This window comes from Pseudomonas sp. P39-UII1 (genome assembly GCF_039672635.1).
GTDB lineage: Bacteria > Pseudomonadota > Gammaproteobacteria > Pseudomonadales > Pseudomonadaceae > Aquipseudomonas.
Map to the genome: position 1 here is coordinate 167,371 of NZ_JBDFPP010000005.1, position 20,029 is coordinate 187,399.

The 20,029-nt window shown below is 64.7% G+C and carries 21 protein-coding genes; 6 read left to right on the plus strand and 15 right to left on the minus strand.

The genetic code is table 11. The annotated features are described in order from the left end of the window. Positions 1 to 4 precede the first annotated feature (4 nt). Positions 5 to 853: a Ku protein gene (locus tag ABEH27_RS09375; protein ID WP_346613309.1), complete on the plus strand. Its 849-nt coding sequence runs from the start codon at positions 5 to 7 to the stop codon at positions 851 to 853. 155 nt (positions 854 to 1,008) lie between these two features. Here ABEH27_RS09375 and ABEH27_RS09380 read toward each other — a convergent pair whose 3' ends face one another. Genes ABEH27_RS09380 through ligD form a run of 5 tightly spaced genes read right to left on the minus strand, consistent with a single transcriptional unit; the run spans position 1,009 to position 6,578 of the window. Continuing rightward, complete coding sequence (locus tag ABEH27_RS09380) at positions 1,009 to 1,671, minus strand: glycosyltransferase (protein WP_346613480.1); 663 nt, start codon at positions 1,669 to 1,671, stop codon at positions 1,009 to 1,011. Further along, the gene (locus tag ABEH27_RS09385; protein ID WP_346613310.1) at positions 1,668 to 2,267 is read right to left on the minus strand and encodes a class I SAM-dependent methyltransferase; all 600 of its coding nucleotides are present in this window, start codon (positions 2,265 to 2,267) and stop codon (positions 1,668 to 1,670) included. The genes ABEH27_RS09380 and ABEH27_RS09385 overlap by 4 nt, the downstream gene beginning before the upstream one ends. Positions 2,268 to 2,278: 11 nt before the next feature. After that, entirely contained in the window at positions 2,279 to 3,034 is a 756-nt protein-coding gene (locus ABEH27_RS09390; protein ID WP_346613311.1) for a PIG-L family deacetylase, read from the minus strand. Next, positions 3,031 to 4,074 carry an acyl-CoA dehydrogenase family protein gene (locus tag ABEH27_RS09395; RefSeq protein ID WP_346613312.1) on the minus strand — a complete coding sequence of 348 codons (1,044 nt, stop codon included), beginning with the start codon at positions 4,072 to 4,074 and terminating at the stop codon, positions 3,031 to 3,033. Before ABEH27_RS09395 ends, ABEH27_RS09390 begins: the two co-directional genes overlap by 4 nt. Continuing rightward, positions 4,071 to 6,578 (minus strand): DNA ligase D, encoded by a 2,508-nt coding sequence (gene ligD, locus ABEH27_RS09400; RefSeq protein WP_346613313.1) that lies wholly within the window; start codon positions 6,576 to 6,578, stop codon positions 4,071 to 4,073. Before ligD ends, ABEH27_RS09395 begins: the two co-directional genes overlap by 4 nt. A 154-nt stretch (positions 6,579 to 6,732) precedes the next feature. Here ligD and ABEH27_RS09405 point away from each other — a divergent pair, with 154 nt between their 5' ends. Beyond that, complete coding sequence (locus tag ABEH27_RS09405; RefSeq protein ID WP_346613314.1) at positions 6,733 to 7,194, plus strand: phosphotransferase system, HPr-related protein; 462 nt, start codon at positions 6,733 to 6,735, stop codon at positions 7,192 to 7,194. Positions 7,195 to 7,251: 57 nt separating this feature from the next. Here the strand turns inward: ABEH27_RS09405 and ABEH27_RS09410 are convergent, their stop codons facing one another. The 6 genes from ABEH27_RS09410 to ABEH27_RS09435 are packed head-to-tail and all read right to left on the minus strand — an operon-like array spanning position 7,252 to position 11,955. Continuing rightward, a complete protein-coding gene (locus ABEH27_RS09410) occupies positions 7,252 to 7,632 on the minus strand; it encodes a Rho termination factor N-terminal domain-containing protein (RefSeq protein ID WP_346613315.1) in 381 nt (126 codons plus the stop codon). Positions 7,633 to 7,651: 19 nt separating this feature from the next. After that, positions 7,652 to 8,080, minus strand: a complete 429-nt coding sequence (locus ABEH27_RS09415) for a hypothetical protein (RefSeq protein ID WP_346613316.1) — start codon at positions 8,078 to 8,080, stop codon at positions 7,652 to 7,654. Positions 8,081 to 8,109: 29 nt separating this feature from the next. After that, positions 8,110 to 9,069 carry a lysylphosphatidylglycerol synthase domain-containing protein gene (locus tag ABEH27_RS09420; protein ID WP_346613317.1) on the minus strand — a complete coding sequence of 320 codons (960 nt, stop codon included), beginning with the start codon at positions 9,067 to 9,069 and terminating at the stop codon, positions 8,110 to 8,112. Next, complete coding sequence (gene clsB / locus ABEH27_RS09425; RefSeq protein WP_346613318.1) at positions 9,069 to 10,271, minus strand: cardiolipin synthase ClsB; 1,203 nt, start codon at positions 10,269 to 10,271, stop codon at positions 9,069 to 9,071. Before clsB ends, ABEH27_RS09420 begins: the two co-directional genes overlap by 1 nt. Continuing rightward, positions 10,268 to 11,041, minus strand: a complete 774-nt coding sequence (locus ABEH27_RS09430; RefSeq protein WP_346613319.1) for an endonuclease/exonuclease/phosphatase family protein — start codon at positions 11,039 to 11,041, stop codon at positions 10,268 to 10,270. The genes clsB and ABEH27_RS09430 overlap by 4 nt, the downstream gene beginning before the upstream one ends. Next, positions 11,038 to 11,955, minus strand: a complete 918-nt coding sequence (locus ABEH27_RS09435) for a DUF72 domain-containing protein (protein ID WP_346613320.1) — start codon at positions 11,953 to 11,955, stop codon at positions 11,038 to 11,040. The genes ABEH27_RS09430 and ABEH27_RS09435 overlap by 4 nt, the downstream gene beginning before the upstream one ends. A 265-nt stretch (positions 11,956 to 12,220) precedes the next feature. On the opposite strand from ABEH27_RS09435, the gene ABEH27_RS09440 reads away from it, so the two are divergent. The 3 genes from ABEH27_RS09440 (at position 12,221) to ABEH27_RS09450 (ending at position 13,561) form a co-directional block, all read left to right on the plus strand. Next, positions 12,221 to 12,772, plus strand: coding sequence for an ATP-dependent Clp protease proteolytic subunit (locus ABEH27_RS09440; protein ID WP_346613321.1), 552 nt, complete (start codon positions 12,221 to 12,223; stop codon positions 12,770 to 12,772). 163 nt (positions 12,773 to 12,935) lie between these two features. Then, positions 12,936 to 13,151: a general stress protein gene (locus ABEH27_RS09445; RefSeq protein WP_346613322.1), complete on the plus strand. Its 216-nt coding sequence runs from the start codon at positions 12,936 to 12,938 to the stop codon at positions 13,149 to 13,151. 140 nt (positions 13,152 to 13,291) lie between these two features. Then, on the plus strand, positions 13,292 to 13,561 hold the full coding sequence (locus ABEH27_RS09450) for a DUF6555 family protein (protein WP_346613323.1): 270 nt from the start codon (positions 13,292 to 13,294) through the stop codon (positions 13,559 to 13,561). 35 nt (positions 13,562 to 13,596) lie between these two features. Here ABEH27_RS09450 and ABEH27_RS09455 read toward each other — a convergent pair whose 3' ends face one another. Together ABEH27_RS09455 and ABEH27_RS09460 are read right to left on the minus strand one after the other, a co-directional pair. Beyond that, positions 13,597 to 13,767, minus strand: a complete 171-nt coding sequence (locus ABEH27_RS09455) for a hypothetical protein (protein WP_346613324.1) — start codon at positions 13,765 to 13,767, stop codon at positions 13,597 to 13,599. Positions 13,768 to 13,854: 87 nt separating this feature from the next. Continuing rightward, the gene (locus ABEH27_RS09460) at positions 13,855 to 14,469 is read right to left on the minus strand and encodes a response regulator transcription factor (protein ID WP_346613325.1); all 615 of its coding nucleotides are present in this window, start codon (positions 14,467 to 14,469) and stop codon (positions 13,855 to 13,857) included. 115 nt (positions 14,470 to 14,584) lie between these two features. On the opposite strand from ABEH27_RS09460, the gene ABEH27_RS09465 reads away from it, so the two are divergent. Next, on the plus strand, positions 14,585 to 16,195 hold the full coding sequence (locus tag ABEH27_RS09465) for a hybrid sensor histidine kinase/response regulator (protein ID WP_346613326.1): 1,611 nt from the start codon (positions 14,585 to 14,587) through the stop codon (positions 16,193 to 16,195). 500 nt (positions 16,196 to 16,695) lie between these two features. Here the strand turns inward: ABEH27_RS09465 and paaZ are convergent, their stop codons facing one another. Both paaZ and ABEH27_RS09475 read right to left on the minus strand, forming a co-directional pair. Beyond that, on the minus strand, positions 16,696 to 18,744 hold the full coding sequence (gene paaZ / locus ABEH27_RS09470; protein ID WP_346613327.1) for a phenylacetic acid degradation bifunctional protein PaaZ: 2,049 nt from the start codon (positions 18,742 to 18,744) through the stop codon (positions 16,696 to 16,698). A gap of 39 nt (positions 18,745 to 18,783) precedes the next feature. After that, a complete protein-coding gene (locus ABEH27_RS09475; RefSeq protein ID WP_346613328.1) occupies positions 18,784 to 20,016 on the minus strand; it encodes an OprD family porin in 1,233 nt (410 codons plus the stop codon). Positions 20,017 to 20,029: the final 13 nt, after the last annotated feature.

Below are 20,029 nucleotides of genomic sequence, written 5' to 3' on the forward strand. Positions count from 1 at the left end.
CGCCATGGCCAGGGCAATCTGGAAAGGCGCTATCAGTTTCGGCCTGGTGCATATCCCGGTCTCCCTCAACACTGCCGTGCGCACCGAGCGCATCGATTTCGACTGGCTCGACAAGCGCAGCATGGAGCCGGTGGGCTACAAGCGGGTCAACAAGGTGACCGGCAAGGAAATCGACAAGGACAACATCGTCAAGGGCGTGGAATACGAGAAGGGCCGCTATGTGGTGATCAGCGAGGAGGAGATCCGCAAGGCGCGGCCTGAAGCGACCCAGACCATCGATATTTTCTCCTTCGTCGCCGCCAGCGAAATCCCTCTGCAGCAGTTCGACACCCCGTATTACCTGAGCCCGGACCGCCGTGGCGGCAAGGTGTACGCCTTGCTGCGTGAAACCCTCGAAAGCACCGGCAAGGTGGCGCTGGCCACGGTGGTGCTGCACACACGTCAGCACCTGGCGTTGCTGCGCCCGCTGGAGGACGCACTGGTGATGATCACCCTGCGCTGGCCCGAGGAAGTACGCGGGCTGGACACCCTGGAGCTGGACAAGAGCGTGACCGACACCAAGGTCGACAAGCGTGAGCTGGACATGGCCAAGCGCCTGGTCGAGGACATGAGCGGTGCCTGGGCGCCGGATGAATACCACGACGCGTTCCGCCAGACCATCATGGACCTGGTGGAAGAGAAGGCCAGCAAAGGCAAGATCAGTGTGGTCGACAAAGGCGAGGCGGGCGATGCCGAGAAAAGCGCCGACATCATCGACCTCACCGAACTGCTCAAGCGCAGCCTTGGCGGCAAGGTTGCCAAGAAAGCGCCGGCGGAGAAGAAACCCGCCAAGCGGCCGCGCAAGGCGTCTTGAAATCAAGGTAGGCCCTGTAGGAGCGGCTTCAGCCGCGAAGCAGGCGCCGCGGTGGATGGCACCGGCTTTGCCGGTGTTCGCGGCTGAAGCCGCTCCTACAAGATCCGCGCCGAATCAGTAAGTTAGCGTTTGTTCTGTGAGAGCGGGCAAACGCGCTACAGAACCTGAGCCTGCAAATCCGCCAGAAAATCCCCAAACCCTTCCCGGGCGCGGCTGTCCACCCGGCTGCTGGTGGCCACACTGTGCCTGGCCGTCCACACGATCTGTGCACCACTGGCCTCCAGGTCGCGCACCAGTTGCACATCCTCGTGCGCCGGCAGCGGCTGAAAGCCGCCTACACGTTCATAGGCGCGGGCACACACACCCAGGTTGGCGCCATGCACATGCCGATGCCCCTCGCACGCCTGATAGCCACTGCGGTACAACTTGCGCAGCGCAGCGCGCTGCCAGGGCTGCCAACGCTCGATGTGCACCGTGCCGCACACCACCTCGGCCGTGCAGGCCAGCTGCGACAGCAGCCAGTGCGGCGGCACCTGGCTGTCGGCATCGGTGCAGGCCAGCCAGCTGGCACCCTGTTCCAGCATCAGGGCTGCGCCCAGGCGGCGGGCCATGCCCACGCTGCCTGCTTCCACCGCCAGCGTCTGGACGCCAAAGCGCCTGGCCACCGCAGCACTGCCGTCGACGCAGCGGTCCAGCACCACCAGCACCTCGACCTGATGCCCCGCCTGCTCGGCCAAGGCAACTGCTGCAGCCACCGCCTTGAGGCACCGGCCCAGCCGGCGGGCTTCATTGTGTGCGGGGATGACCACGGCGATCATGAGCATGTCTCGTCGAGGTCGACCACGCTGGGCTCGCATGACCAGTACTCCAGCAGAAAATCTGCCTCTTCATGGCGCAGCACCGGGTACAGCGGCAGGTGCTTGGCAAGCATCTGGTGAACTTCGCGGCCATCCTGCGGGCAGCCGGCGATCGGGTGGCGCCAATGGCAGGCGAGCAGGCCGCCGTCGTAAGTCAGGCTGGCGACGGACTGCTCGATCACTTGCAGCCAGTCGGTCGGGTCCAGGTAATAACCCATTTCGCTGAGCACGATCAGGTCGAAGCTGCCGCCGGGCCAGTCCCCCGGCAGGCAGCCCGTGACCACCGAGGCATTGTGCACACCCGCCAGGCGCTGGCGGGCCAGCGCTACAGCGGTGGGGTTGAGGTCCTGACACAACAGCTCGGCGCAGCGTTCGGCCAGGCCGGCGCTTAGTTCGCCATTAGCGCAGGCGGGCTCGAACACACGCTGGTAGCACTGCCGCGGCAGGCTGGCCAGCAGCAGGTCACGCTTGCGCCGCTCGTACCAGCGGGTGCGAAAAGCCCAGGGGTCTTCATTGTTGGCATACAGGTCGGCGAAATACTGCGCATCGAGGCTCATCAGCTATCCCCTTACATGAACACGAGTTCGAACGGTTGCAGCAGGCAATCGAGCAGGTGCGCGGGCAGCACCGGCGGCCGGTTCTGGTCCGGCTCCAGTTGGCTGTGGTGCGCGGCCAGCGCCTGGCGCTTGCGCGCCACGCGGGCCTCGTCCAGCTCCAGCCGATGCGCGCGGGGCCAGGGCAGGCGCGGGTCGTCAGGCGTCGCCCAGTGCCAGGCCCACACCGGTACCTCGACCAGTTGAACCTTGCGGGCCAGCGCCGCTTGCGCTGCCGCACGGCCAAGGGCTTCGTGGTCGCAGTGGCCGTCGCCTCGCCAGGTGGTCATCAGCACGTCATCGGGCCTGAGCAACTGGTTGAGGTGGTTGACCAGAAAGGCCTCGTCGCGGGGCAACGCACCGTCCTTGAGGTGCAGCCGCCGCCAGTCCAGTTGATTGACGTCAAGGTCGAGCTGCTGCAGGGCGTGCCGGCTTTCCAGTGGCCGCTGGCGGCGCAGGCGGTGTTCGGTCCAGGTTGCGGAATCGGGGTGGCTGCCCTCACCGTCGGTAGCCGAGATCAGCAACAGGTCTTGCTCGCGGCCGTGCAGGCCAGCCAGCAAACCACCCGCCATGAGAATCTCGTCATCCGGGTGCGGGGCAAGCAACACCAGGCGTCGCCCGGGTGGCAGCAGTTGCTCGGGCTTGATCCAGGTGGCCCGCGCCAGGTGCGCCGACTGCTGCCAGTCTGCCCAGGGCGTGCCTGAACTGGCCTGAATGAGGTTTTCCGTCATAGTTGCCAGGCTCCTGCCGGCACCTGGGCCAGCTGTTGTCCAAGGGCGGCCAGGTCCCGCTCGGCGTGGCTCTGGCGCATGAACACCGGCAAGTCGGCGCTTAGCCGGGCGAAATGGCTGCTGCGGCAAAACGGTGTAGCACCCAGCGCGCGGCCGACGTGCCGGATCACCTGTTCAACCGCCTGTTCTACCTGGGCACGCGCCCGACGAACTTCGAAACTGGCATCGGCCGTGGGCTGACGGTCGATCCACGCGGCGCATTCGCGCAACGCGGCGCGGGCGCCGTATAACGCTGCATCCACGGCGCCCAGGTGCGCCTGGGCATGGGGGTCGGGCCGGGGTTTGCGGCACTGTTCCCGCAGGTAATCCGCCAATGCCTCGGCGGCGCCATACCAGCAAGCGGCGATGCCGGCACCGCCATGCCAGAAGCCTGGGCGCGACAGGTACTGGCCGGGCTGGCCGACTGCAATGCCCGGGGCGTCGTCAAACTCGATCTCCACGCTGGTGGTGGTGCCCATGCCGACCGCTTGCCAATTGTCGATGTGCAGGCGCTGGCGGGTGTGGGCCAGTTCGATGGCGACCAATTGCGGCTGGTCGTCATCGCCCCAGGCGGTGATCAGCGCCCGGTCGATCTGCAAGGCCCCCGAACACCAGGCCTTGCGCCCGGCCAGGCGTACCTGGTCGTCTTCGCGGCTGACGACACGGGCGCGGGCATCCGGCGGTTCGGCGGCCCACACGCCCCAGATGGCATCCCCCACCAGGTGAGCGCTGCCACATTCGGCGAGGATCGCCAGCGCGTCGGTATGGCCCTCGTACAGCTTGGCCAGCGCCAGGTCGCAACCGGCGACCCGCGCCAGGGTTTGCCAGCGCTGCAGCGTGTGGCCCTGGCCGGGCAGGGGCAGCAGGTCGAGGTGGTCGGCCAGCAACGCCTGCATCAGTTGCGCAAGCTTGGTGTCCAGGTTGAGGGCCTGCGACCGCTCGCTGAAAGTGCGCAGCAAGCTGTCGAGATTGCTCAAGTTGAAGTCCTGAATGATGCTCATGCCATCCCCATCTGTTTGCGCATGCGTGCGGTGATCGATTGCCGGGTCTTGGCCATGTTCGCCCAAGGGTCGTCGACCTCGGCCAGGCGCTCGTGCAGGTTGCCGATGTGCCACTGGTTGGCGCCCTTGAGCTGGGCCAGCTCCTCGCGCCAGATCGGCACCGACACGGGCAGGCCTTCGCGTGCCCGCAAGGAATAGGCGCAGGCCGTGGTTGCCCCTTTGCCGTTGCGCAGGTAATCGATGAAGATCCGCCCGACCCGGTTTTTCGGCCCCGACACCGCGCTCAGGCGGTCAGGGAACAGCTTGGCCAGATAATTGACGATGGCATGGCTGAAGTCCTTCACCTCGTCCCAGCCGGCGCGCCGGGTCAGCGGCACCACCAGGTGCATGCCTTTGCCACCACTGGTCTTGAGAAAGACCGTAAGGCCAAGCTCGTCGAGCAGGGTCAGCGCCAACTGGGTGGCTTCGATCATCGCCTTCCAGGGCAGTGCCGGGTCCGGGTCGAGGTCGAGCACGAAGCGGTCGGGCTTGTCGAAGTCCTTGTCGGTCGCGTTCCAGGTGTGCAGTTCGAGCATGTTCATCTGCACCGCGCCCAGCAAGGTGTCGGGGCGGTTGATGACCATCGCCGCCTGGCCGGCCTGGGCCTTGTCATAGCTGACCACATGGGCGATGTGCAGCGCGTCGGCGTTTTTCTGGAAGAACAGTTCGCCATTGAGCCCCTCCGGCGCACGCACCAGCGCCACTGGGCGGTCCTTGAGCTGCGGCAGCAGCCACTCGCTGACCCCGGCGTAATATTCGGCAACGTCCCGCTTGGTGGCGCCGATACTGGCGTCGATCACCCGGTCCGGGTGGGTCAGGCGCAAATCGCCCATGGCTTCGGGTGCTTTCGCGGGCTTGCGTTTGGACACGGTCTTGGCAGGCATGGCGCGCTCCAGGTCGATGGCGCTGGCAGGTTTGTCATCGCGCAGGCCGTGGAACACCGAGTGGCGCACGATGCCGTCCCGGGTCATCTGCGCGTACGCCACCTCGGCCATCAGTTGCGGCTTGAGCCAGTGCACGCCCCGGGCTTCGGCACCTGTGGGCGGCCGGGGCAGGGCGGGCTTGGCGATTTCCAGGGGTTTGAGGCGGGCATGGATGCTGGCGAGCGTGGTGGCGCTGAAGCCGGTACCCACCTTGCCGGCATACTGCAGCTCACCGCTGGCCGGGTCATGCAGGGCCAGCAACAGGGCGCCGAAGCCGCTGCGGCTGCCCTTGGGGTCGGTGAAGCCGACGATCACGAATTCCTGGCGCTGCTTGCACTTGAGCTTGACCCAGTCGGCGCTGCGCCGGCCGCTGTACGGGCTGCCGGCGCGTTTGCCGATCAGGCCCTCGAGTTCCATACGGCAGGCGCTGTCGAGCAGCGACGCCACGGGCTGGTCGAAGTCGGCAGAGAAGGCCAACACATCAGACGTGTCCTGCTCCAGCAGTTGGCGCAGGGCCTCGCGCCGGTCCTCGACAGGCTGCTCGCGCAGGTCTTCGCCGCCAAGGAAAGGCAGGTCGAACAGGTAATAGATGATCTGCTCGTCCTGTGAGGTATCGAATGCATTCTGCAGGGCCTGGAAATCAGCCGTGCCGTTTTCGCCGTTGACCACCATCTCGCCATCCAGCCAGGCAGCATCGACGCCCAATGCCCGCAGCGCAGCAACCTGCCGGGGCATCTTGCTGCTCCAGTCGTGGCCGTTGCGGGTAAACAGGCGCACATCGTCGCCTTCGATGCGGGCGAGGATGCGGTAGCCATCGAACTTCACTTCATAGCGCCAGTCGCCCGCGGGCGGCGAATCGACCAAAGTCGCCAATTGAGGCTGCAAGGTATCGGGTAAGGCCGTTTTATGGGCGGCGCGGGTACGCTTGCGCTTCGCAGGTTTGGCAGGTTTGGCGGCTTTATCGGCTTTGGCCGCACGGCGCGGTACCAGCGTGCGATCGCTGAGCACACTGTCGGGTTGCGCATCGACAATGCTGTACTCGGCCTCGCTGCGCGCCTGGCCGTCATGGGACTTGACCAGCATCCACTGCTCTTTTTTGCCACCCAGGTGGGTGCGGAACAGGTTCCAAACGCCGCTGAGCTTCTCGCCCTGCAGGCGAAAGCGCAGCTTGCCCTTGGCATAGGCTTCATGGGCGTCACCCTCGGGCTCCCAGATACCCCGGTCCCAGACGATCACGTCGCCGGCACCGTAATGCCCTTCGGGGATGCTGCCTTCGAAATCGGCATAGTCGAGGGGGTGATCCTCCACATGCACGGCCAGGCGGCGGACTTTCGGGTCGAGCGAGGGGCCTTTGGGGATCGCCCAGCTTTTCAGGGTGCCGTCCAGCTCCAGGCGAAAGTCGTAATGCAGGTGGCTGGCGTCATGCTTCTGGATGCAAAACTGCAGGGCATGTGCACCTTTGGCGCGGCCGCGCTTGCCACTGGGCTCGGGGGTGGCATTGAAGTCGCGCTTGCGCGCATATTCCTGCAGGGGCTTGGCCATGACAGGCTCCAAAATAGGGGTCGCGGTCTCTAATTAGGGAGGCAGTGGGCGGGGTGGTAGTTCAAAATTTCATTTCAGCGCCGGTGCGAAAAACTCTGAATCTTCGGCGGTGATGTGGAGTCGACCGCATACACCCCGCTGACGGAGAGCCGATATGAGCCAACCCACTGACCGCAAGCCTTACACGCCAAGCGAGATCGACGACACCGAAGACCGCATGGGCAGCGTTCACGAGCTGGACTTCAGCGAACGCAACGATGACCGCCAGGGGCGGATTGGCGACGAACGCCCGGCAGCTGAAGTGGACAAGGAGTTCCCCCCAGGGCGCGTCGCGCAAAGCGGCATGACCGGCGGTGAGGCGCTGACCGACAGCCTGCACGAGGACAATGTCACCGACGACGACCTGAGCCCTGACACGCTGTTTGACGAAACCGGCGCACGAGACCCCTACGAACCGGGCGATGGCGATGGGCCTGCCGACCAAAGCCTGCGCCAGGTCGATGCGGATGAGATTGGCGGCGGCATTGGCCTGGACGAGGCCGAGCTGGCGCGGTCTGCGCCGCTGGATGGTGAGCCTTGGACGGATGACGTGGTTGATGAGCAGCCCAAGGGCTGACCTTTCGCGACAGGGTCGATGACATCGACTAAAGGTTCGGCCCTGTCGCACTCCGTTTTACGATCGGTACTTAGCCAAAGCCTCTAGCAAATCGGCCTTGCGCATGGTCGACCGCCCGGCAATGTCGTGCTTGCGGGCGCGTTCCATCAACTCAGCCTTGGTCATGTCGGCCAACTGCTGCCCCGGGCGCGGCGCACCTTTACGGGTTGCCGCCGCGCGTTTGGCCGAAGACTCACGCGCCTTGGCCTTGGCGGCCGGGCTTTTCGCCTGACCGCCGCCGCCCTTGCGCTCTCCGCCGCCGGACTGCTTGTTGACCGTCGCCCAGGCACGCGCCTCGGCCTCATCTTTGGAAATGCCCTTGGCCTCATAGCTCTCCTCGATATGCTCGGCCTTGCGCTTTTGCTTCTCGGTGTACTTGTCTTTGTCGCCACGTGCCATGTCTGCTTGCTCCCTTCACTCAGTGCGTCTGCCAGATCCCGTCGTTGCGCTCGCAGTCGGCGCGTGCCTGGCCCAGGCTTGGGGTGTCGTAGTAGTAGGTGATCACCCGGGCGTCCTTGGGTAGCGCAGGCTTGGTCGAGGGCTCACTGCGGCCTGCCGACTTGGGGTTGGCCAGGCTTTCCTGGGTCAACGGTGCAATGCAGCTGCCGACGCTGCCGTCGGCGCAACGTGCCACCTTGTGTTTCTCGGTGCTGAGCATTTCCTTGCTTTCGTTGCTGCACGACCAGTTGATCGCTTCAGCCGGCATGTTGCTGTAGCTGTAACAGGTTCGGCCTTCCACCGGCTTGACCGCTTCGCTTGAAGAGCGGGTCATGACTTCGCAGGCTTCGGCCAATACCTCGCCGCTGGCCAGGCTGCCCAGCATCACCATCAGCAGGGTTAGACGCATGTGTCACCTCCCGGGCACCTGGCCCGCGTTCAGGTCTTGCGTAATGTCGCTTCGCCGCGTTGGCGCATGGCCCGCGCGCGTTTCTCCAGTACCAGGTAGGTGATCACCGCCAGCAGCAGAGGGATCAGGTAGTAGAGGGTGCGATAGCCCAGCAGCGCTGCCACCAGCGTGCCCTGGCCCAACTGACCGTGCAGCAGGGCGAGAAACACCGCTTCGAGCACCCCGAGCCCTGCGGGAATGTGCGCCACAACGCCCGCCACGCAGCTGATCAGCAGAATGCCGAGCACCGAGGGGTAGAACAGGTCAGCCGGCAGCAACCAGTAGATCAGCGCCGCCATCAAGGCCCAGTTGCTCGCGCCCAGCGCCACCTGGCACAGCGCCAGGCGCAGCGAGGGCAGGGTGATCTCATGCTCGCGCACGCGCCAGGTGCGGCGCTTGGCGAAGCCACAGGCCAGCAGGTACGCCAGTGCAATGCCCAGCAGCAGAAAGCCGATAAGCTGCAGCCCGGTCACGCCCACCGCCCAGCTTTCCGGCAGCTTGACCAGCCGCAGCGCGAACACCGTGCCGGCCAGCAGCATGTAGCCCATCCAGTTGGTCAACAGGCCCAGGGTCAGGATTTTGGTGATGGTTGCGGTATCCAACCCCAGGCGCCCATACAGCCGGTAACGCAAAGCCACGCCACCCACCCAGGTGGTGAAGTTGAGGTTGAACGCGTAGCAGACGAAAGCGATCGGCAATACCTGGCGCGCTGGCAGGTGATGCCCGGTGTAGGCCCGCGCCAGCAGGTCGTAGCTGGCAAAGGTCAGGTAACTGCACAACGCCAGCCCCAGGCCGATGATCAAGGTACTCGGTTTGTAGGCAACGAGGGATTGGCGCACCTCGTTCCAGTCCAGGTTGCGCGCCAGCAAAAATAGCAGCACGGGAATCAGCACGATGAACAGCAGGGTAAGCAGGCGCTTGCCCCAGGTGTGCCACGGTTTATGCGTCATCAGGTGTTGCCCTCGTGAAGGTCGCCCTGGGCCTGCATTTCCGGCTGCACCGAGTGCAGGCGCTGACGGTGCGCTGGAAACCAGCCGGCAATGCGCGGGAAGTAACGGGTGAGGTGGAAACCGATGAAGATCAGCGGTGCCCGCCACCAGTAACCGCGGATCATCCGTTCCAGGGTCACCGCTTTGCATTGTTCGCTGGCCAGGGACGTCAAGTGCTCATGCAGGTGCTGGTTGAACGCCCGATCGCGGATCAGCAGGTTGGCCTCCAGGTTGAACGACAGGCTCAGCGGGTCGAGGTTGCTCGAACCCACGGTCGACCACTCATCGTCCACCAGGGCGACCTTGCCGTGCAGGGGCCGTTGGCAGTACTCGTGAATGTGCACGCCGTCACGCAACAGGTAGTTGTAGAGCAGCCGTGACAGCGCGCGCACCCAGCGCATGTCCGGTTGGCCCTGCAGAATCAGGGTTACCTGCACACCCCGGCGTGCCGCATTGCGCAGTTCGCGCAACAGCCGATACCCCGGGAAGAAGTAGGCGTTGGCCACCACGATACGCTGGCGGGCTGCGCGCAGCGCTTGCAGGTAGCACGCCTCGATATCGGTGCGGTGCCGGGCATTGTCGCGTTCCACCAGCACCGCGCTGACCTGGCCAGCAGGCGCGGTAAGCGGGCGCACTTCGCTGGGCGGGTCGAGCACCGGGGCCATCAAGCGTTTACTGGAGGCATGCACCTGCGCCACCACCGGGCCGCGGACCTCCACGGCATAGTCCTGCTTGGCCATCGGGCCAAAATCGCCCAGGTGATCGGCGCTGTAGTTGATGCCGCCGATGAATGCCCGCTCGCCGTCGACCACCACGATCTTGCGGTGCAGGCGGCGGAACAGGTTGGTGCGCATACCCGCCACGCGTGGCTGCGGGTCGAATGCGTGGAAGTTCACGCCGGCTTCGGTCATGGCCGAGATGAACCCATCCGGCAGGTCTGCCGTGCCATAGCCATCGACTGCAAGTTCCACGCGTACGCCACGGCGTGCGGCGTCGATCAACACCTGCTGCAGCTGCTGGCCGACCTTGTCGTCGAAGATGATGAAGGTTTCCAGCAGTATTTCTTCCCGTGCCTGGCCCATGGCCTCGAACACGCGGGGGTAATAGTCTTCGCCATTGATCAACAGCTCGACGCTGTTGCCCTCTACCCAAGGTCTGTTCACAAATCGATCTCCGCGGCCAAGGGGGCATGGTCAGACAGGTGCGACCATGGGTATTTCGACAACACCTGCGCTTTGCTCGCCTTCGCGTTGCGCAGGTAGATGCGGTCCAGGCGCAGCAGCGGCAAACGCGCGGGGAAGCTGCGTGCCGGGCTGCCAAAGGCTTCAACCACATGCGGCGAGAGCATGGCATCGGCTTTCAGGCGCCAATCGTTGAAATCGCCCGCGATGATCACCGGCGCATCGGCCGGCAGGCTGTCCAGCAGCTCGAGCAGCAGGCCCACCTGACGCTGCCGGTGCGCCTCGCGCAAGCCCAGGTGCACACAGATCGCGTGTACCTCGTCGTGGCCTGGCACATCCAGGCGGCAGTGCAGCAGGCCGCGCTCTTCGTTGCCACGGATCGACACGTCGAGGTTGCGGTGGTCGGCGATGGGGAATTTCGACAGCAGTGCGTTGCCGTGGTCACCGTGCGGATAAACGGCGTTGCGCCCATAGGCGAACTGCGGCCACATGCTGTCGGCGAGAAATTCATACTGCGGGGCCTCGGGCCAGGCTGGGTGGCGCAGCGCATGCTGCTGGTGGCTACCATGCACTTCCTGCAGGAACACCAGGTCGGCCCCGGTCGCGCGCACGGCCTCACGCAGCTCCGGCAAAATGAAGCGGCGGTTCAGCGCGGTAAAGCCCTTGTGCACATTGATCGTCATCACGTTCAGGCGGTGTACCGTGGTAATGCGGTCGATGATGCAACCGGGGCTGGGCAGGGTCTTGTTCACAGGGCCACCTCCGGCTCGACGCCGGGCTCGGTCACCAGCTCACCGTCCAGGGCCAGCTTTTGCAGCAGGCGCCGGGCATCGAACGGGGCGTGAACCTTCTGGTCGTTGTCGAAGTAGCAGTAGACATCCCGCGAGGCCCGCCGCCGTGGCGGCTTGTCAACGATCAGCTGGGCATCGTCTGGTTGCTCGCCCTGGCTCCAGCGCAGGATCCGCTGTTTCCAGTGGCGCAGGGCACGCGCGGTATAGCCACTGCTGTAAAGCTCGACATCTCCGTGCAGGCGCATGTACACGAAATCGGCGGTCACGTCCTCGACACACGGCCACTTGCCCGCGCTGTCGGCCACTACCAAGGCCACGCCGTGCTTGCGCAGCAGCTGGACGAAGGCTTCACAGAGGAAACTCTCGTTACGGATCTCCACGGCATGGCGCAGGCGTGCATTGCCACGGATGTCGGTGCTGCCATTGCCTTCGAGGCGCTCGGCGCAGTGCCGGGCACAGGCCCGGGCTGCCTGACGGTCGCGGGGCAGCAGCTCGAGGAAGCGAGAAAACCGGGCCTCATCGAACTTCATGTTGGGCGGGAATTGCCACAGGATCGGCCCGAGCTTGCTGCCAAGCAGCAAGGGGCCGGACGCAAAGAAATTCGCCAAGGGCTCCTCGATGTCCTTCAGCCGGCGCACATGGGTGATGTAACGCGGCCCTTTGACTGAAAACACGAAGTCCTCGGGCGTGTCATCGTGCCAGTGCCGGTAACGTTCCGGTGTCTGCAGGCTGTAGAACGAGCCGTTGATCTCGATGCTGTTGACCGCCCGGGAGGCAAAGGCCAGCTCGCTGTCCTGCCGCAGGCCCTTGGGGTAGAAGTCTTTGCGCCAGGGGCCATAGCGCCATCCGGATATGCCGATACGGATCTCGCTCACACTGTCATCCTCATTGCTGTCCCTTGAATAGCGACCCGCCGCCAACGCAAACGGTTCCAGGGTGTGTGACCAATGGCCGGCAGGCCTGCGCAGGGAACTTTGCGCCCGCCAGCGTTTCCACCGAAGGACAGAGTGCCGAGGACCGTTGGCATGGAATTCGACCGTTTCGCCCAAGCCCTGGCCAACTGGGCCCTCCAACGAGGATGACGCGCGCGATTGAAGGGTTGCCCGTTCATCTGCAATGACCGCCACCCTGGAGGCACGCATGGCCAGACACATCATCCACTTCACCGGCCCGATCAATTCTTCTACCTGCGGCAACCTGATCAACACGTGCTCCAAGGTGTTGCAGCAAGGGGCCGAGGTTGTTCAGTTGAACATCGCTACCATGGGCGGGGAATGCAGCTACGGCTTTACCCTGTACAACTTCCTGCGCACGTTGCCGATACCCGTGCATACGCACAACCTGGGCACCGTGGAGTCGATGGGCAACATCCTGTTCCTGGCGGGCGAGCATCGCACCGCCTGCGCCCACAGCAAGTTCCTGTTCCACCCGTTCCACTGGACGCTGCACGGCTCGATAGACCATGCACGCATGGCCGAATATGCGATGAGCCTGGATTACGACTTGCGCCTGTATGCAGAAATCGTGGCCGAGCGCACGCAAGGCAGCCGCGAGGTGCTGGATGTGCCGCGCTACCTGATGGCGTATCCGCGCATTCTTGGGCCCAAGGAGGCGCTTGAGAGCGGGATGATTCATGCCATCGACGAAATGCCCATCGAGGCTGCGTCCACCCAGTGGAGCGTGCATGCCTGAAAGCGTCAGGTAAAAATGGCGCGCAAGCATTTGCCTTGCCGATGTTTCGCGCCACCCGTCAGCTGCGGCCATCTGGATTGAGCAGACGCGTGCCTAGCCGGTTCGGAAACAAGGCATGGCACAGATTCATGCGTCATTCCATCCAAACGCAAGGAGAAACGACATGGCTCGTGATCAAGAGCGGACCGGACAACGTGGCGGCACCAAGGAAACCAACCCGGGCAACTTCGCCAATGACCGCGAACGGGCGTCCCGAGCTGGCCACAAAGGCGGCCAGGCGTCGGGCGGCAACTTTGCCAACGACCGTCAACGGGCATCCGAAGCCGGCCGTAAGGGTGGGCAGAACAGCCACGGCGGGGGCCGCCAGCAGCACGGTTAAACCGCAGCGGCGCGCCAGGCCCGCTGGGGTATGCCCGGCGGGTTTGCTAACCGTGCAATTGTTCGACAATTTTTTTGAATCTTTCCAGGCGGGCATCACTCAATGAAGAAGTCATCCATGGAGAAGAGGAGGGCCCCGTGATGCCTAACCCCCAGCTGTACATCATCGACTACCAACTGCATGGCGAGCCACGCAGTTTCATCATTCGCATGGAGCGGATGGACAATACCGAAGCCTGGCATTGGGCTAGCTGTGATGCGGGTATCGGCATCATTCCCAAGTTCGGCCGCGAAAAAATCAAGAAAGTCAGCCGGCCCATGGCCGAGCGCTACGGCATAACCGCCGTCAGTTGGCGGGTGTCGGGAGGCAAGCCGAGCCAGTCGGTTGGCGATTCTGCAGTTATCAGCTAAATGAGGGAGCGGGCTTTCAGGCCCGCTCCAACGCGTCATGCACCCGATTCCGGGTCGCTGGCAGGTACCCCAGGGCGGTTTTGCTCATCATCGGCGACGTTCGGGTCGGCATCCGGATCGTCTGCCCGGTCGTTGCGTCTTTCCGGCTCCAGTTCGGGCCAGTCATCCTGGGCATTCCCACCGCCCATTCGCAGTGTCTCGTTCATAACGCTCTCCTTGGTGGCATGTGCACGTTAGAGTGCCTATGCCCCGTGGATGATCGTGCTGCACGGGCGCCGTCCCGACCAGCGGCGTCAGGTGCCGGTGTACTTGACCGCCGCCGCCGTGCGCGAGGTGACGTTCAGCGCCTTGAGCAACGACGACACATGAATGCGCACGGTAAACGGCGAGATATCCAGCGCCCGGGCGATTTCCTTGTTGGTCTTGCCCTGGGCGATCAGCCGCAACACCTCGTGCTGCCGGTGGGTGAGGTGTTCCAGCTCGGCGTCGCTGCCCAGGTTTGGCAACAACCCTGACGGTGCGTACTTGACCAGCACTTCACCTTCGCGGATGGCCAGGATCGCCGCGCCGATTTCATCCGGTGCAATGCTCTTGCCAATGAAACCGTCAACGCCACTGGCCATGACCAATTCGATCAGCGATGGCTCATCGACCATCGAGACGACGATCAGCGTGGTGCTGCGTAGTTGCTGGCGCAGGTCGACCAGGCGGTCGATACCGGTCAGGCCAGGGAAGCGCAGGTCGAGAATGAGGGTATCGGGGGCTTCGCCCTGGCTGGCCAGTTCGAGCACCCGCTGCAGGTCGCCGGCTTCTTCCAGCAGGGCATCCGGCAACACCCGCTGCACGGTACGGGCCATCGCTTCCCTGAACAGCGGATGGTCATCCGCCACAATGATGCGGCACGTCACGTCCTGGCACTCCCTGTGAACGCCGGTTTTCCGGGTCGTGCTAATTTAGCAGGTGACAACGGCTAGCGTCGCGCCGAAATGGCAGATATGCGACCCCGTGCACAGGGACGTCACCATGGACTACAACAAGAACAACGAACTCGACCAGGCCAACCTGCGGGTCATCGTCGCCAGCTGCGCGCTGGTGTACATCACCGTGCTGGGGTTTCTGCCCGGCCATTCGCTGCAGGACTACCTGCCGGTCATCTACTACATCGTCAGTTTCATCCTGTTGTCGATCGGCTTGCGCCAGGCCATCGCCCGCTGGCCGGGGCATTACCCGTGGCGGCGTGTGCTGGGCATCGTGCATGACTATACCGGCACCTGTTTTGGCCTGGTGCTGGGGGGCGAAGCGGCCTTGCCGCTGTATGCGGTGATGGTCTGGGTGAACCTGGGCAATGGCATGCGTTTCGGCACCCGCTACCTGATCATCGCCACCGTGCTGGCGCTGACGGCGCTGCTGGTGGTGTACCAGCTGAACCCTTATTGGCAGGCCAACCCGTTCATGGTGCTGATGTTGCTGACCACCAGTACCGTGATCCCGATCTATGCCCACATGCTGCTGGAGCGCACCCGCAAGGCTTCGGAGCTGGCGATGGCCGCCACCCGGGAGAAATCGCGCTTCCTCGCCCAGGCCAGCCACGACCTCCGTCAGCCAATCCATTCCATCGGCCTGTTCACCGCCTGCCTGCGCGAGGCGCCCCTGGGCGACCAGGAGCGGCGTCTGGTGGACAGCATCGACCGTTCGCTGCTCAACGTGTCGCAGCTGTTCCGCTCGATTCTCGACCTGTACACGCTGGACAACGGCCGCGTGCAACCCAAGTGCGAAACCTTCGCCCTGGGTGATTTTCTTGCCGACCTGCTGCGCCAGAACGCCGAAGCGGCCCGTTGGGCCGGTGTGGAGATGCGCTTGCGCCCTTGCCGGCACTGGACCCGCGCCGACCGCGGAATCCTCGCGACCATGGTGCAGAACGTGCTTTCCAACAGCTTCAAGTACGCGGCCCATCGGCCTTTGCTGATTGCTGTTCGCCGCCACGGCGATGGGCTGGCCATCGTGGTGTATGACCAGGGGCGAGGCATCGCCGATGAACACCAGGGGCTGGTGTTCGAGGAGTTCTACCGCGTACGCCAGGTGCGGGACAAGGATGTCGAAGGCGTTGGGTTGGGGTTGTCGATCGTCAAGCGGCTGGGGCGGTTGATGGGCTTGCAGGTGCGCTTGCGTTCGCGGCTGGGCCGAGGCACGGCGGTCAGCCTGCAGGGTTTACCCCGGCTAGCGGCGGAAAAACCGGCGCTTGGCGTAGAGCAACAGGCCGTGCAGAACGCGATGCTCGGCGGGTTGCGGGTGTGCCTGGTAGAGGATGACCATAACGTGCTGCGCGCAACCTCGGCGCTGCTGCAGCGTTGGGGCTGCGAGGTGGAGGCGCACAGTTCGCCGGTGGGGCTGAGCAGCCAGTGTGAAGTGATCGTGGCCGATTATGACCTGGGGCAGGAGGCCACGGGGGTCGATTGCATCGAAAGCCTGCGGCAACAGCGGGGCTGGGAGGTGCCGGCGTTGATCATGACCGGGCATGACCTGGAGAGAATCCAGGCGGTGGTGCACGGGCGCAATATTGCCATTTTGTCCAAGCCGGTGAGGCCGGCACAGTTGCGGGCGGCGCTGCGGGGGATGCGGGGGGGTGTTGTTTGAAGGCGAGCCTGTCATTCAATGCGCTTGTCTTGGGATCTTTAGCGTCCTTGAGATCGAGCGCCGCCCGCGCGAAGCGCTTGCCTTGAGATCTTCAGCGCCCTTGAGACCGAGCGCCGCCCGCGCGGCGCTTCGCGGGGCAAGCCCGCTCCCACATTTGTTGCAACGTGCCATGGCCTGATAGGCCATGGTTGTTAGCCTTGGCGCATGGCTGAAGACTGGTGGGGCGCCGGCAGCGCCAGCCGAGAAATCACGTCGTGTCACCAAGGCTGGCAACTATGGCCTCACAGGCCATGGCACGTTGCAACAAATGTGGGAGCGGGCTTGCCCCGCGAAGCGCCGCGCGGGCGGCGCTCGGTCTCAAGGGCGCTGAAGATCCCAAGGCAAGCGCTTCGCGATGCGCCGCGCGGGCGGCGCTCGATCTCATGGGCGCTGAAGATCTCAAGGCAAGCGCCCGGCGCTCGATCTCAAAACCGCCAATTCTCTCTCGACAAGCCACAAACCTAGCGCTTCAGCACCAACGTCAGAATGTCATAGCTCGCCACCAGCTCACCCAGCTGATTGGTCACCTCGACATCCCACGCCACCACGCCCTGCGGCTGCCCCAGCGGGCTGGCCTTGCCCTGGTCGATCTTGCGTTTGCAGGTCAGCCGCGCCTGGATGGTGTCGCCGATCCCCACCGGGTTGATGAAACGCAGGGTGTCCAGCCCATAGTTGGCCAGCACCGGCCCAGCGCCTGGCGAAACGAACAGCCCGGCCGCCGCCGACAGCACGAAATAGCCGTGGGCAATGCGCTTGCCGAACTGCGACGCCTTGGCCGCGATCTCGTCGAAGTGCATGTAGAAGTGGTCGCCCGACAGGCAACCGAAGTTGACCAGGTCGGCCTCGGTCACCGTGCGCCGGTGGGTGAGCAGCGATTCACCAATGCGCAGGTCCTCGAAATGCCGGCGGAACGGATGCACCTCGGTCTCGATCACTTCCGCGCCGCGCACATATTCACCGGTCACCGCCGTGAGCATGCTCGGCGACCCCTGCACGGCAGCACGCTGCAGGTAATGCTTGACCGCTCGCAGGCCACCCAGCTCCTCGCCGCCACCGGCACGGCCGGGGCCGCCGTGTTTGAGCTGTGGTAATGGCGAGCCGTGGCCGGTGGACTCCTTGGCGGCCTCGCTGTCCAGCACCAGCAGGCGACCGTGCCAGGCGGCGGCCACCGGGATTGCCCGGGCGGCAACGGCGCGGTCAGCGGTAACCAGGGTCGCCACCAGGCTGCCTTTGCCGCGTGCCGCCAGGGCCAGGGCCTCGTCGAGGTCGTCGTAGGCCATCAGCGTGCTGACCGGGCCGAACGCCTCGATATCGTGGGCGCCGCCGTCGGCATGCGGGTCGCGGGCCTGGAGCAGGGTCGGGGCGAAGAAGGCCCCTTCGGCAACACCCTCACCACGCGGGGCAAAACCGTCGCTGGCGCCAAACAGCTGGTCGCAGCTTTGCAGCAGGGCGCGCACGCGCTCGCCGACGTCACGCTGCTGGTCATGCGAGGCCAGCGCGCCCATGCGCACGCCTTCAAGCGAAGGGTCGCCGACCACCACCTTGCTCAGGCGCTCACGCAGGCGCGTGGCCACCGCATCCAGGTGCTTGGCCGGGACGATGGCGCGGCGGATGGCGGTGCATTTTTGCCCGGCCTTGGTGGTCATTTCACGCACCACCTCCTTGATGTACAGGTCGAACTCTTCGCTGTCCGGGGCCACATCAGGGCCAAGGATGGCGCAGTTGAGCGAATCGGCTTCGGCGGTGAACGGCACCGAATTGCGGATCAGGTTGGGCGTGACGCGCAGTTTTGCCGCGGTGTCGGCAGAGCCGGTGAAGGTCACCACATCCTGGCCCTGCAGGCGCTCGAGCAAGTCGCCGGTACTGCCGATCACCAGTTGCAGGCTGCCAGCTGGCAGCAGGCCGGACGCGTTCATCAGGCGCACCACGGCTTCGGTAAGGTAGCTGGTGGACGTCGCCGGTTTGACGATGCACGGCATGCCGGCGAGGAACGTCGGGGCGAACTTCTCGAGCATGCCCCAGATGGGGAAGTTGAACGCGTTGATGTGCACGGCGACACCGGCACGCGGCACCAGGATGTGGCTACCGGCAAAATGGCCCTGCTTGCCCAGCGGGATCGCCGGCCCTTCATGCACCAGGTTCCCCGAAGGCAGCTCGCGGCTGCCGATACCGGCGTAGGCGAACAGCGTGGCATTGCCGCCTTCGATGTCGATCCAGCTGTCGGCGCGGGTGGCGCCGCTGTGGTGGGACAGCGCGTACAACTGTTCCTTGCGCTCGGCCAGGTACAAGGCAATGGCTTTCAAGCGGGCAGCGCGTTGCTGAAAGTCCATGGCCATCAGCTCAGCCAGGCCACGGGCGCGGGCAAAATCCACGGCCTCGGCGAAATCCGGGCGTTCTTCATGGCTGTAGGCCAGGACATGGCCGTCAAGGGCGCTGCGCAAGGCCTGGGCGCCGTGCTGGCCGACCCAGCGGCCGGCGATGAAACTCTGCAAGGTTGGGGCGTCAGACATGCTGTTCTCCATGCTGTTCTGATGTCAGGAAGGGCGCTGTTACCACAGCGCCAGGGTGTAGCCGATGATCAGGCGGTTTTCGTCCACGGCGTTGGTCAGGCCATTGCCGGAACGGAAGGTGACGTTGCGCCAGCGCAGGCTGACGTCCTTGAGCGGGCCGCTCTGGATGACGTAGGTGAGGTCAGTGTCACGCTCGCGCTCACGGCCGTTGCTGACCGTGGCGGTCTCGGCGTGACGGCCGTCGGTGTAGCGGGTCATGAAGCTCAGGCCGGGGATGCCCAGGGCGACGAAGTCGTAGTCGTAGCGCACCTGCCACGCGTCCAGCCCGGCACGGGTGAAGGTGTTGTAGGTCACCAGGTTGACGGTGAACGGGTCGCCGCCGTTGACGAACGGGAAGGCGCTGTCGCCGGACATCTGTTGCCAGGTGGCGGTGAACTTGTGGGCCCGGACACCCAGGGTGAACATGGCGTTGAAGTTGCGGTTGTCGATGTTGCCGGCGCGTTGGGCACCGTCGTTGCGGCTGTCGAAGTAGCGCAGGTCGGTGCGCAGGCTAACGCCTTCAGCCAGCGGGCGGGTGTCGATCAGGCCGATGAACTGCTGGCGGTAGATGTCTTCGAGTTTGGCGTAGTAGTAGCTCACGCTGGTCTGCGGGGTGAGCGCGTAGCTGCCGCCGGCGAAATCCAGGTGGTCGCTGCTGGCGGCGCCGTAGCCTATATCGTCGCGCCCGGACGAATCGCGCAGGTTGGCCTTGGTCAGGCGCCCGGCATTGACGGTCAGGCGGTCGATGTCCTGGCTGGTCAGCTGGCCGCCCTGGAAGGTCGAGGCCAGCAGGCGGGTGTCGTTGTACACCACCACCGGCAGGATCGGCTGCAGCGTGCCCAGGCGCAGGGTGCTCTTGGCCAGGCGCACCTTGCCGGTCAGGCCCAGCTCGCTGTAGTCATCGACCGGCTCACCGCTGTTCGGGCCGAACGGCAGCAGGCCGGTATTGCGCCGCTCGCGGCTGGAATCGAGCTTGATGCCCAGCTGGCCGATGGCGTCCATGCCAAAGCCCAGCGGGCCGTCGGTAAAGCCGGATTCCAGCCGGGCGGTAAAGCCCTGGCCCCATTCCTCGGCCTTGGCTTGCGGGGCATTGCTTTGGCGCAAATCGCGGTTGATGTAGTGGTTGCGCAGGTCCAGCCGTGCATGGCTGTCGCCGATGAAGTCGGCAAGGGCCGGCACGGGCAGGGCGAGGGTGGCCAGCCAAGCGGCAGAAGTGAGTTGCATGCGGTTCATTGTTTTTATACCC

Coding starts and splice junctions, on each gene's coding strand:
- ABEH27_RS09375 (WP_346613309.1), top strand. CDS start 5: ATGGCCAGGGCAATCTGGAAAGGCGCTATCAGTTTCGGCCTGGTGCAT.
- ABEH27_RS09380 (WP_346613480.1), bottom strand. CDS start 1,671: ATGATCGCCGTGGTCATCCCCGCACACAATGAAGCCCGCCGGCTGGGC.
- ABEH27_RS09385 (WP_346613310.1), bottom strand. CDS start 2,267: ATGAGCCTCGATGCGCAGTATTTCGCCGACCTGTATGCCAACAATGAA.
- ABEH27_RS09390 (WP_346613311.1), bottom strand. CDS start 3,034: ATGACGGAAAACCTCATTCAGGCCAGTTCAGGCACGCCCTGGGCAGAC.
- ABEH27_RS09395 (WP_346613312.1), bottom strand. CDS start 4,074: ATGAGCATCATTCAGGACTTCAACTTGAGCAATCTCGACAGCTTGCTG.
- ligD (WP_346613313.1), bottom strand. CDS start 6,578: ATGGCCAAGCCCCTGCAGGAATATGCGCGCAAGCGCGACTTCAATGCC.
- ABEH27_RS09405 (WP_346613314.1), top strand. CDS start 6,733: ATGAGCCAACCCACTGACCGCAAGCCTTACACGCCAAGCGAGATCGAC.
- ABEH27_RS09410 (WP_346613315.1), bottom strand. CDS start 7,632: ATGGCACGTGGCGACAAAGACAAGTACACCGAGAAGCAAAAGCGCAAG.
- ABEH27_RS09415 (WP_346613316.1), bottom strand. CDS start 8,080: ATGCGTCTAACCCTGCTGATGGTGATGCTGGGCAGCCTGGCCAGCGGC.
- ABEH27_RS09420 (WP_346613317.1), bottom strand. CDS start 9,069: ATGACGCATAAACCGTGGCACACCTGGGGCAAGCGCCTGCTTACCCTG.
- ABEH27_RS09440 (WP_346613321.1), top strand. CDS start 12,221: ATGGCCAGACACATCATCCACTTCACCGGCCCGATCAATTCTTCTACC.
- ABEH27_RS09445 (WP_346613322.1), top strand. CDS start 12,936: ATGGCTCGTGATCAAGAGCGGACCGGACAACGTGGCGGCACCAAGGAA.
- ABEH27_RS09450 (WP_346613323.1), top strand. CDS start 13,292: ATGCCTAACCCCCAGCTGTACATCATCGACTACCAACTGCATGGCGAG.
- ABEH27_RS09455 (WP_346613324.1), bottom strand. CDS start 13,767: ATGAACGAGACACTGCGAATGGGCGGTGGGAATGCCCAGGATGACTGG.
- ABEH27_RS09465 (WP_346613326.1), top strand. CDS start 14,585: ATGGACTACAACAAGAACAACGAACTCGACCAGGCCAACCTGCGGGTC.
- paaZ (WP_346613327.1), bottom strand. CDS start 18,744: ATGTCTGACGCCCCAACCTTGCAGAGTTTCATCGCCGGCCGCTGGGTC.
- ABEH27_RS09475 (WP_346613328.1), bottom strand. CDS start 20,016: ATGAACCGCATGCAACTCACTTCTGCCGCTTGGCTGGCCACCCTCGCC.